Below are 11207 nucleotides of genomic sequence, written 5' to 3' on the forward strand. Positions count from 1 at the left end.
ACATCAAAACACTGTGATCAATGACTATAGCACAACACATATCGCTCTTAAAACAAAGACATACCCTGATCGGGGTAGGGATTTTTATAGTGTGTGCAGTATTTAGCGTCGTTTTTGCTAGTGGCAATCTGGTCAATAGTGCGGTGATTTTACTCTTGCCTTTTCTCTTGTTTTTTGCTGCCTGGTTGGTCATCGATCCCAAAATGGGGGTTTATTGGGCCTTGATTCTGGGTTTCTTGTCTTCCGGTCTATCCCGTTATTTGGCTGCCCCCTGGGGCTTAACCCTGGATGTGTTTCTGTTTTTAGGCATCATCGGTTGGTTTTCAAAGCAATATCGAACCAAAGATTATTCGGCAGTCAAAAATGATATCATGCTGCTGGCCACCATCTGGATGCTTTACCTTTTGCTTGAGCTGGTCAATCCAGAAGCCATCAGTCCGGTAGCCTGGTTTTATGCCATGCGCGGGATCGGATTTTACCAGCTCTTGTCATTTGTGCTGGTTTTCAGTTACTTTAGGAAAAGCGCGGATTTGGATCGGGTTTTTAATGCTATCATTTGGTTGTCCTTGCTTGGTACAGCCTGGGGGTTCAAGCAAATGCTGATCGGCATTGATGATGCAGAACACTACTGGTTGTATGTAGAAGAACACAGCAAAGAGCACATTTTGCACGGAAAGTTGCGGGTGTTTTCGTATTACAGCGACGCCGGTCAGTTTGGATCATCGCAAGCGATGGTCGCGCTGATGTGTGGCATTTTGGCCCTTGGCCCTTTTCCCATGACCAAACGCATTTGGTTTGGTATTGCAGCCTTGATTACCTTCATTGGTTTTGCCATTTCAGGCACAAGAGGCGCCCTGGTTGTACCTGCAGCAGGTGCGGTTATTTTTCTAATCGCCTCCAAAAACTTCAAAATACTGGCCATCGGTTTCATTGTAATCGGCCTGGCATTTTATACCCTCAAGTACACTTTCGCTTTTCAAAGCATAGAGCAGGTAAACCGCATGCGTACAGCAATGGATCCCAGTAATCCTTCTTTGCTGGTGCGCCTGAAAAATCAAAGAACCTTTGGTAAATATTTGAGCACACGACCCTTGGGAGGAGGCGTTGGTACTGCCGGATTCTGGGGGGCACGCTTCAGCCCCAATACACTGCTGGCGCAAACCGCTACCGATAGCTGGTACGTCAAAATCTGGGCCGAAACAGGTGTTGTGGGCGTTTCCTTACACCTTTTTGTACTGGGGTACATTATGGGCAAAGGCGCATCGGTGATATGGCGCTTAAAAAATCAAATTCTTCGCTATAAAGCCATGGCCATGTATGCCTCAATTGGTGGCGTATTGTTGTCGAGCTACGGCAATCAGGTCTTTGGGCAAATGCCTACGGGCATGGTAATGAACCTATTGATCCCTTTTATCTTCCTCACGCCCCTTTACGAAAAGGAATTGGAAGAGAAAGAAAAGTTAACCCTTAAAAACAAAAAGTCATGAACGTTTTGATGAGTATCATCGGCTTGGCCTTGGCGATTTATTTTGCATACAGTGCTGGGTTTATCGCTTTATTTTCGTTGGCTGGGCTGATGCCTATTCGGCGACCCATCATATTGAGCGCGGATACCCCATTGCGGCGTTTTCTGGTGCTTATTCCATCTTACAAAGAAGACGCTGTTATTGAAAATACCGCAAAAACTGCTTTACAACAAAATTACCCAACTGATTTGTACGAAGTCTGTGTGATCGCAGATCAATTGCAAGATTCAACCCTGGAACGCCTGCGTCATCTGCCCATTCAGGTATTGCCGGTTTCTTTTGAAAAATCCACCAAGGTTAAGTCCCTTAACGTTGCTCTGGTGACGCTACCCGCTCACTTTGATGCCGTGGTGGTTCTGGACGCTGACAATTTGATGGCTCCAGATTTTTTACAGTACATGAACGCTAGTCTGGCCCGGGGCTGGAAGGCGGTGCAGGGGCAACGCGTTGCAAAAAACGCAGATACCCCCACCGCTGTTCTTGACGGGCTTAGTGAAGATGTCAACAACCACATCTACTGCCGGGGGCACAATGCCCTGGGGCTGTCATCGCGCATGTCGGGCTCGGGAATGGCATTTGAATACGACATGTTCAAGCAATTCATGGCTGAAAGTGCAGCGGTTGGTGGTTTTGACAAAGAATTGGAAGTACGCTATACCGAGCAAGGAGCCTTTATTGGCTATTGCCCCGAAGCCATCGTTTGGGACGAAAAAGTGCGCAACAACCAGAGCTTTCACAATCAGCGCCGCCGTTGGATTGCGGCCCAATACGCCAATTTGTTTCGCTTTTTTCCAGTTGGTTTGCGCCAATTGTCCAAAGGAAACATCGATTGTTTTCACCGCGTATTGCAAATGGCGCTACCGCCCCGTTTGCTAATGCCGCTGATGCTGGCCGTGCTAAGTGTACTTGCCTGGCTGATCGATGCCCACCCCGTGTTTTGGTTCACCTTATTGGGAATGAATGTAGGAGGAATGTTTTTCGCGATTCCGCTTAATTTTTGGAAAAGTGGTGCCTGGCGCAGCCTGTATAAACTGCCTGGAATCATTTGGCAAACCTTGCGGGCAACTGGCCGCATTCGCAATGCCAACCGCAATTTTATCCATACATCACATCAAAACTAAACAATCATGTTCGGAGAAGGTATGCCCTGGAATTTGTTGCTGTTCATCGCTTTGATCGGCTTCTTTTGGGGATTGTTCAACGATAAAGAAACCGAAAGCAATGCGCCCACTGAAAATACTGATGGTTTGTAAATCTTTGCCTGATACATTTGCCGGAGGCATCCAAACGCACACTTGGTCTTTAAGTGGTGCTTTGTTGGAAGCCGGCCACCAGGTGAGTACTCTTACGGCGGGGTCGATCAAGAAAAAAACCTACAGCGTGGAAAAGGAAGGCCGAACGTTGATTCGCATTCCTTACTTTCCGGGCAGAAAGCTTCCCTTGATTCCGTTGACCATGGAAGAATTGTGTTTCAATCTGTCGGTGCGCCGTTGGTTGCAATTCTATGCAAAAGACTTTGATGTCATTCATTTTCAAGGACGCAGTGGAGGCCTGGTCAGCAAAGAAGTATTCAAACAACCAACAGTATTGACCTTGCATGGCCTGGTTGCTGGTGAACGGCAGAGTAGAGGAAGCCTGGATGATCGGATTCATGGGTTGTTGGCGAGGTTTTTGGAAAAGCGGCCACTCCAATTTTCTCGAGCATGCATCGCCGTAAGTGACGGACTTAAGAATTTGGTGGGTAAACTGTACCCCGGACAGGCCAGATCGATCGATGTGGTGCCGAATGGGGTAGAAAGTCCTAAGCTCTACAAAAATGAAGTGAATTACCGCAAGCTGCTGTTTGTAGGAAGATTAGATCCCGTAAAAGGCCTTGAAGTGCTGCTGGAAGCTGCAGAGTATTTCGAACCCGGTTTGGAACTTGACATCATCGGCGATGGGCCTGATCTCAAAAAAATAAAGCGCATCATCGAAAATCGAGGTTTAGAAGGCCAAGTACACTTGCTTGGAGAAAAACCTCGTGCAGATGTACTTAAGCAAATGGAAACCTCATTGGCCCTGGTATTGCCATCCTGGATGGAATCCCAAGGCGTTGTACTGCTAGAGGCTGCAGCTTGTGGCCGCCCTTCGGTTTGTACAGAATTGCCGGGTACCCGCAATGTGATCATTGATGGATTCAATGGTTTACGGTTTCCGGCAGGTGATGCCCAAGCATTGGCCAAGGCCATCAACACGATGTACGCCCATCCAGAGTTGGCGGATGAATACGGCAGAAATGGTAAAAAATATGTAGCAGAAAACTTTTCCTGGACATCAGTAGTAGATCAAACGCTACGAGTGTACGCTAAAACCCTGGGTCATGCAGCTTAAAAACGTCAAAGCCGCCTTCTGGGCGCAGTCGATTCAAATGCTGGTGCAAGCAGTTGCTTTCATCTTGTTGGCAAGGCATCTGAGTCCAGAGCAAATGGGAGGCTGGTCGTTTTATCTATTGCTTTTTTCATTGGCTGAAGGCTTGCGGGTTTCTTTTGTACACAATGCCTGGATTTATTTGTCCCGAAAAGAGAGTACCAATCCTGAAGAGTGGAAAGCGGCAGCTTGGGGATTACAGCTGATTCTGACACTCATCCTGATGCCTATAGTGATGCTTTTGGGCTGGGGCGCTGCGGTTTATTGGCACATGCCCGTACTACGAACCCTTACTTTATGGTATCCAGCTTTGGCATTGATGTCGGGATTGTTTCAACTTACCCAAAGTGAATCGGTCAACGACTTGGCCTTTGGCAGGGTGCGCAGTGGTGCATTTGGGATGAGTATAGCCTGGTTGCTGTCTTTGGTTTTGGTGCTTTACGGCCTCAAAAGCAACGACTTAAGCTATCTGGTTGGCGGGCAGGTATTGAGTTATCTGGTTGGCGCCATTACCGGAGGATTGAGTTTGCCTAAAATGATGCCCAAACGGCAGCACATGAAAAGCCTGTTCGACTTTGGTCGATATTCGGCGGGAACCAGCATTGGCTCATTGTTGTACCAAAAAACGGATGCTTTGTTGCTTGGGTACATGTTGGGGCCTACTGCGGTGGGTTTTTACAGCGTAGCTTCCCGCATCAACAACTACATTGAAATACCGCTAAATGCGGTGACGCAGGCGGCATTTCCCGAGTTAAGTGAGTCTAAAATACCTTCCGAAACCTTGCGCAAAACAGTTGGGTTGATGTTGGCTGCGAGCATTCCGATGGCGCTTGGGGTGTTGATTGCCGCGCCATTGATCATTCAAATACTGGCGGGTTCGGCTTATGTACAAGCGGCCAATTGCCTGAGATTGTTTGCCTTGATGGCGCTGATTAAGCCATTTGGACGCATGTTGGGCTTGCTTCTAGAGTCGAGTGGTCGCCCGCAGCTCAATTTCCGAATTATGTGGATCAGTGCAGGTATCAACCTGGTTTTGAATATTTTATTTATCCCCATTTGGGGCATTTCTGGTGCTGCGTTTGCAACATTGCTTGCTACCTGGATAACGGTTATCCTAAGTCGGAGGCTGGTAGGAAAAGATGAAGCACCTGCCGGTTTGAGCGCTATAAAGAGTGCTCTGGATTACTATCGTCAATTTTTTCATCAACTTCAAAAATCAATTAGCCATGTCAATAGCGTTCGGTAGACTTCAATACCTATCCAGCGACCGCATGCGGAAATTCCCGTTTTTGGGACAAATCTTTCACAAAGTTTTTGGCTACACCAACGTCGGTAATTATGCCCGTTCACGCGTATTTATGCGTATCCTGGAACAGCTCTCTTTTGAAAACTGGACTAAAATTTTGGATCTGGGATGTGGCTATGGCGAATACAGCGTACTGATGGCCGATTTGGTGCCCAATGCCCAAATTACAGCCTTGGACATCGATGCCGAGCGTTGCACAAACGTCCAAACGATGCTCAAGAAAGCGCACTTGGATGACCGGATACACGTAATCAATCAAAAAATAGAGACCACCAATGCCTGGCCTCAATACGATTTTGTTTTTTCGGTAGATGTTTTTGAACACATTCCGGAAGCAGAAATGCCTTTCGCTGGCGTTTTTGAACGCTTGCGTCCAGGAGGGTATTTTTTGGTAAAGATTCCCAATAAAGTTCAACGCACCATTTTTCCGGAAAGTTGGTTTGAAGAACACCAACATTGGCTGGAAGAAGAGCACGTTGGCCAAGTATACGACCTGTCTGGATTGAAAGGGCGTTTTGAGCGGGAAGGATTTGAGGTCATTGCTGCTGAAGCTACGGATGGTTTGGTGTCTCGATTGGCCTGGGAATTGGCCTGGTTGGGCAAAAAAGGAGGCGTTTTGTTGCAATTGCCATCCATGTTGCTGGCCAAGTTGCTGATTGCTTTGGATCCGTTGTTTAAAAAACCTGGTCGCGGGAATGCCATTCACGTGATTGGTCGAAAACCATATTAATTTCATTTTACCCCCAGGTATGATGCCATCCCCCCTGAATCATCTTTAACTCAATCACAATGAAAGATGTATTAGTTAGTATTGTCACTGTGAACTACCGTCAACCCGAAGCTACTGTTGCGTTTTTGGAGTCCTTAACCAACCAGTCCTTTCGAAGTTATGAAGTCATTCTCGTAGACAATGATCCTTTGACAGATTATGCTTCAGCTTTTGCTGCGGTATGCCCTTCCTTGAAACTCATTATCAATAAGGACAATATTGGTTTTGCCGCGGCGAACAACCAGGGGATGAGTTTAGCCGAAGGCAGTTTTTTCTTTTTGCTCAATAATGACACCGAAGTAACGGATGGTTTTTTTGAGAAGTGTTTAGCTGCTTTTGATGATCCTCAGGTGGGAGCGATCTCTCCACTCATTTGTTATTATAAATCTGGAGAGCAGATTCAATACGCCGGATTTACGCCAATCGATTGGCGGGGGCGCAATAAATTGATCGGCCAACATCAGATCGATCGCGGACAGTTTTCACAAGAAAAAGATACCCCATATGCCCATGGCGCAGCCATGATTTTGCGTCGGGATGTTTGGGAAAAGACTGGCGGTATGTCCGAGGATTTTTTTTTATACTATGAGGAACTAGCCTGGTCGGAGAAAATTCGCGCAGCCGGCTACAGAATTAGGGTGGTTCCTCAAGCGCGGATTTACCACAAGGCATCATTGAGTACCGGGCAAGATTCTCCATTGAAGTTGTACTACCTTACCCGTAACCGCTTGGTTTTTATGCATAAATTTGGCAATAGTAAACTACGCGTACTGTTTTTTCTCTATTTCTTCGGTTTGGTGTTTCCTATGCGTACGTTCAATTTGTGGCGTTCTGGGAGAAAAAAACACCTCAACGCTTTTATTCAGGCGGTACAAGACTGGTTGAAGGGGAGACTGGGCAGACAGGTGATTATTGGGCTATAAAGGATTAATGCGCCGAAGCAATAAAGATTTGTATTGTCTAGATACAGGAATTACTTTTTTATTGATGACGATGGTATTGTCTTCAATGTCCACTACTTTACTCAAATTGATGATGAAGGATCGATGTACTTTGAGCAATTGTGGATGTTGAAGCCTTTCATCGATCCTTTTGAGGGTTGAATGAACCATGTATTTGGTATCGGCGGTGTAAAACATCACGTAATCACCTACGGTTTCGATGTAAAGGAGTTGATCTACCTGGATTCGCACAATGCGTCCGTCGGTTTTGATGAAAATGTCTTCGCTGCTTTTGGTCTTGTTTTCTTTGACTACCAGTTCACGCACCCGTTCTACTGCCTTAATCAGGCGAGGCAAAGTGATAGGTTTTGCGATAAAATCGACAATGCGCTCTTTGAATTCAAAAGCCTGTGATGCGTATTCAATTCGGGAAGTTGTGAAAATTATATAGGGTAAATGAACTACAGATTTGACCAATTCCATCCCACTAATTCCAGGCATTTCAATGTCCAGAAAAATAAAATCAGCCCATTCTTCTTCGAGCAATTCAATAACTTGAGCTGCACTCTTGCAGGTTGCAACTACTTCCAAGTCTTCAATTTTTCCACAAAATTTTTGCAATGAGGTGCGACAAACTTCATCGTCGTCTACAATGATACAGCGTAGTTCCATGGGTCAGTATTTAAACAGTTTGCCGGAAATAACTTTCCTGTTCTGAGGCAATATGCAAAGCTTTTTGCACATTTTTCAAAAATATATCAAATAAATCTTTTATAAGTTCGTGATCGGTAGCTTGGTCGAGTGCCGCCTCAAGTTCCTGCACGTTTTTGGTCATGTATCCCAAACCAATCATTTGAAAACTTGGCTTTATTTTATGCGCCAAACCTTTAGCGATTGGCCAGTTTCCATCTGCCATTGCTTGTTTTAACTCTTTGAAATCATCGGGCATGGTGCGGTTAAAAATCTCGAGGATCATCTGGAAATGTTCCACATCACCACCAAACATCAGTTCAATTTCTTCGCGGTTGAGTTCTGGATGATAAAGAGAATCACTGCTAGTCGCATGACTGGTTTTTTCAAAACGATTGTCGATGGCTACCGCGATTAGTTTTTCAATCTGATCTGGGGTGAATGGTTTGGTTAGGTGGTAATTCATCCCGGTTTTTAAAGCTTTCTCCTTTTCGTCGAGCAGCGCGGAGGCTGTAAGGGCCACAATGGGTATATTGCAATTGGGGTTGTGGTGCATATTTCGCAAGCGGATAGTCGTTTCGTATCCATCCATTTCAGGCATGCGTATATCCATCAAAATAAGGTCAAAGCGCTGTTCTTCCAAAAATTTAAGTGCCTCTTTGCCATGATTGGCGGTACAGAAGGTCAGGTTATTGCGCATCAAAACCCGCTCAATGTACTGCTGATTGAGTACGTTGTCTTCCACAATAAGGATATGCAAGGCATTGAGTTTTGAAACATTTTTTTGGGTAGATGCTTGATTTAATTGAGCAACCGGACGTTCAACCAATTCAAAATTGATTTCATAGGTAAAGGTCGTGCCTGCTCCTAGAGTGGATTGCACACTGATTTCGCCATCGTGCAATTCCACCAATTGCTTGGCGATGCTCAAGCCCAGGCCGGTACCACCGTATTTGTGTTTGGTAGCTTTCCCCGCCTGATTAAAGCGTTCGAAAATATAAGGTACTTTATCCGCAGGTATCCCAATGCCAGTATCAACTACTGAAATTTTGGCTTTAATTGATTTCTCAGTTTTTTCTGTGCATTGGGCAGTAAGGAAGATGCTTCCCTTTTCGGTAAACTTTGCCGCATTGCCCAGCAGATTCAGCAAAATTTGATTCAGAAAAGTAGGATCCCCCATCACAGTTGCATTCAATTGAGGGTCAATGGCCGTTTCAAAATTTAAACCTTTTTCGGTGATGCGGAAAGCCATTGCTTGTGCATTGACATTGATCAATTCACCCAGGTCGAGTTCTCGGAAGGAGGGTTCCATCTTACCTTGGGTGATCTTGGTGATGTCCAGAATGTCGCTCACCAGGGCAAGTAGAATATCAGAGGTATGCTTGATGTTTTGCAGGTACTTCAATTGCTCATCAGAAAGGTCGGTGTCCATCAACAAATACGTCATGCCCACAATGGTATTGATGGGGTTGCGTATTTCGTGGCTCATGTTGGCTAAAAAGTCTTTTTCTGCGTCGCGGGCATTTTCTGCTTCCAGGCGCGCATCTTCTAGTTCGTATTGCAATTTTTTGAAGGCAGTAAGGTCGTAATGGATGCCGATGGAACCAATTATTTCGCCAAATTCATTATAGAATGGAGCACCACTGATCAAAATCCACTTCCGTTGACCATCTTTCTGGATGATTTGTACCTCGTAAACCCCGTGGTGACCCGTTACGCGTTCTTTATTTTGTTTGTTCATCAACTCCTGGAACTCTTTGGGGAGCAAAAGTTGGGTAGCATCTTGATTCAAAAGTTCTTTGGCCGTATAGCCGGTCATTTGGCAAAAACGCTCATAAGCACGAATAATGATGCCATCTTTATTGACTTCAAGAAGCCCCAATTCCATGTTTTCCATGATGCCCCGGTACTTCTCTTCGCTGCGACGGATTTTAATTTCGCTTTTTTTCCGATCGGTGATGTCTTCAAAATACCATAAATTTCCCAGCCTTTTTTTATCGTGGTGAATGGGAATGAAATTCATCAACAAAATACGACCATTGCTCAGCGTAAGTTCATTTTGTACGGCATCAGTAAGTGTTTGGTCGCGATTGATTTGATCTTTCAATGCCTCCTGATTCATAAACTGGATCTCGATGGATTGCATTAAACCAAGAGCGTCTTTGTTGGTCAAAAGATTGGCATTCAGGGAAATGCTAAACAGGTCACAAAATTTTTGATTGGCAAGGATTACTTTTTTGTTTTCATCTTCCACCATAATGGCGGCCTGCATGTTTTCCAACAAAGCCTTGAACCGGGTATTGAGCAGAAACAGTTTTTGCTCGGCATTGATGCGATGGGTAATGTTGCGTGCCAAGCCCGCCAATTCAATTAATTCGCCGTCTTTATACACTAGGGTGATGCGTTGTCCCAGCCAAATGATTTGTCCGAATCCACCTACCACCGGAAACTCCAGGTATGTAGCCGGAATTCCGCGTTCGATTTGCCGTTGGTGCAAACGATTTACTTTGTCGCGGTAATCGGGATGAACTACATCGAGGTAATGTATCCCGATCAATTCGCTTTCCTCTTTTTTTAAAATCCTAGCAACAGTAGGGTTGACTTGGGTGAATATTCCATCTGGGGAGATCCAAAAAATAATGTCTTCGGCATTTTCTACCAGACTGCGGTATCTTTCTTGTTGGGTTTCAAAGACACTGGATTGTATTTTTAGTTTTTGTTCTAGTTCAGAATTGGCTACCCGCAATTTATCGTTGGCAAAATAAAGCTGCAACGCTTTTTCCTCCAAAAGTCGTTCCGCCTCTTTCTTTGCAAGCTTTTCACGTTCGAGTTTGCGTCTCAGTATGGTCAATTCATCCATTGTCTTAGCCTGGATTGAGCGTTACCGTGAACAAGACTTTAGATCCGTCCTCAGTGAGTGGTTCAAGCTCAATGTTACCTGCTTCGCCAAAATGCTTCAGGCAACCTTCAATTAGGCCATAAGCCAAATCACTCAGGCGGCGACTAGATGTGTATTCTAAAACCATTTTGTGCTCATCGCGATGGTGGGTCGCAAAATGGGGCAATTCTGCGTCAGGATACAACTTGCGTACCTCAACATGGATGTAGTCGTTGATTGAATCCAGAAAAGAAAAAGTATTATGTAAAACTTCAGGTGGGAAGAAGGAGTAGCCAGTGTACAATTGCTTGAATAAATAGTTGCCATAGTGGCGGTAAAGCATCGGTGGTGGAAGTTGAGTTGATTTGGAAAGGGAAGAAACCAAATTGACCATATCCTCAGCAGGATAGGTTCCAGCAGTGATGTAAACGCCGTTGGTAGAAGTCTTTGCGTCATCGATTAAAGTTTCTACCATTTCTTCACCGAATTCACTTTCAACCATTTCAAAAAAATGGGTAAAAACTATTCCTTTCATGGTGTGCAGTATTTTTTACAGTAATAAGGTATAAAAATATAGGAAAAAATGAATATTTCCTAGGGGTGATAAAAAAATAAGTGATCATTTTGCCAGAGGATTAGATAAGAAAGCGTTTCATTTCAAGAGTCTTATCTAATCCTCTGGCTCAGGAAA

At 44.9% G+C, this 11207-nt stretch carries 10 protein-coding genes; 7 read left to right on the top strand and 3 right to left on the bottom strand.

The window, feature by feature from the left end; genetic code table 11:
- Window positions 1–20 precede the first annotated feature (20 nt).
- From ABW391_RS03645 to ABW391_RS03675, 7 genes are read left to right on the top strand one after another with little or no spacing between them, the layout of a single operon-like run.
- A complete protein-coding gene (locus ABW391_RS03645) occupies window positions 21–1487 on the top strand; it encodes an O-antigen ligase family protein (RefSeq protein ID WP_353480468.1) in 1467 nt (488 codons plus the stop codon).
- Window positions 1484–2647 carry a glycosyltransferase family 2 protein gene (locus tag ABW391_RS03650; RefSeq protein ID WP_353480469.1) on the top strand — a complete coding sequence of 388 codons (1164 nt, stop codon included), beginning with the start codon at window positions 1484–1486 and terminating at the stop codon, window positions 2645–2647. Before ABW391_RS03645 ends, ABW391_RS03650 begins: the two co-directional genes overlap by 4 nt.
- 6 nt (window positions 2648–2653) lie before the next feature.
- Window positions 2654–2779 (top strand): hypothetical protein, encoded by a 126-nt coding sequence (locus tag ABW391_RS03655; protein WP_353480470.1) that lies wholly within the window; start codon window positions 2654–2656, stop codon window positions 2777–2779.
- The gene (locus tag ABW391_RS03660; RefSeq protein ID WP_353480471.1) at window positions 2748–3896 is read left to right on the top strand and encodes a glycosyltransferase family 4 protein; all 1149 of its coding nucleotides are present in this window, start codon (window positions 2748–2750) and stop codon (window positions 3894–3896) included. The genes ABW391_RS03655 and ABW391_RS03660 overlap by 32 nt, the downstream gene beginning before the upstream one ends.
- Window positions 3886–5178 carry a flippase gene (locus tag ABW391_RS03665; RefSeq protein ID WP_353480472.1) on the top strand — a complete coding sequence of 431 codons (1293 nt, stop codon included), beginning with the start codon at window positions 3886–3888 and terminating at the stop codon, window positions 5176–5178. The genes ABW391_RS03660 and ABW391_RS03665 overlap by 11 nt, the downstream gene beginning before the upstream one ends.
- On the top strand, window positions 5159–5968 hold the full coding sequence (locus ABW391_RS03670) for an SAM-dependent methyltransferase (RefSeq protein ID WP_353480473.1): 810 nt from the start codon (window positions 5159–5161) through the stop codon (window positions 5966–5968). Before ABW391_RS03665 ends, ABW391_RS03670 begins: the two co-directional genes overlap by 20 nt.
- A gap of 59 nt (window positions 5969–6027) precedes the next feature.
- On the top strand, window positions 6028–6930 hold the full coding sequence (locus ABW391_RS03675; protein ID WP_353480474.1) for a glycosyltransferase family 2 protein: 903 nt from the start codon (window positions 6028–6030) through the stop codon (window positions 6928–6930).
- Here ABW391_RS03675 and ABW391_RS03680 read toward each other — a convergent pair.
- The 3 genes from ABW391_RS03680 to ABW391_RS03690 are packed head-to-tail and all read right to left on the bottom strand — an operon-like array spanning window position 6925 to window position 11051.
- Window positions 6925–7620, bottom strand: a complete 696-nt coding sequence (locus ABW391_RS03680; RefSeq protein ID WP_353480475.1) for a LytR/AlgR family response regulator transcription factor — start codon at window positions 7618–7620, stop codon at window positions 6925–6927. The genes ABW391_RS03675 and ABW391_RS03680 overlap by 6 nt on opposite strands.
- Before the next feature lie 10 nt (window positions 7621–7630).
- Complete coding sequence (locus ABW391_RS03685) at window positions 7631–10498, bottom strand: PAS domain-containing sensor histidine kinase (protein WP_353480476.1); 2868 nt, start codon at window positions 10496–10498, stop codon at window positions 7631–7633.
- A 4-nt stretch (window positions 10499–10502) separates the two neighbouring features.
- Window positions 10503–11051 carry a heme NO-binding domain-containing protein gene (locus ABW391_RS03690; protein ID WP_353480477.1) on the bottom strand — a complete coding sequence of 183 codons (549 nt, stop codon included), beginning with the start codon at window positions 11049–11051 and terminating at the stop codon, window positions 10503–10505.
- Window positions 11052–11207 lie beyond the last annotated feature (156 nt).

It is taken from the genome of Haliscomenobacter sp. (genome assembly GCF_040403615.1).
Lineage (GTDB): Bacteria > Bacteroidota > Bacteroidia > Chitinophagales > Saprospiraceae > Haliscomenobacter.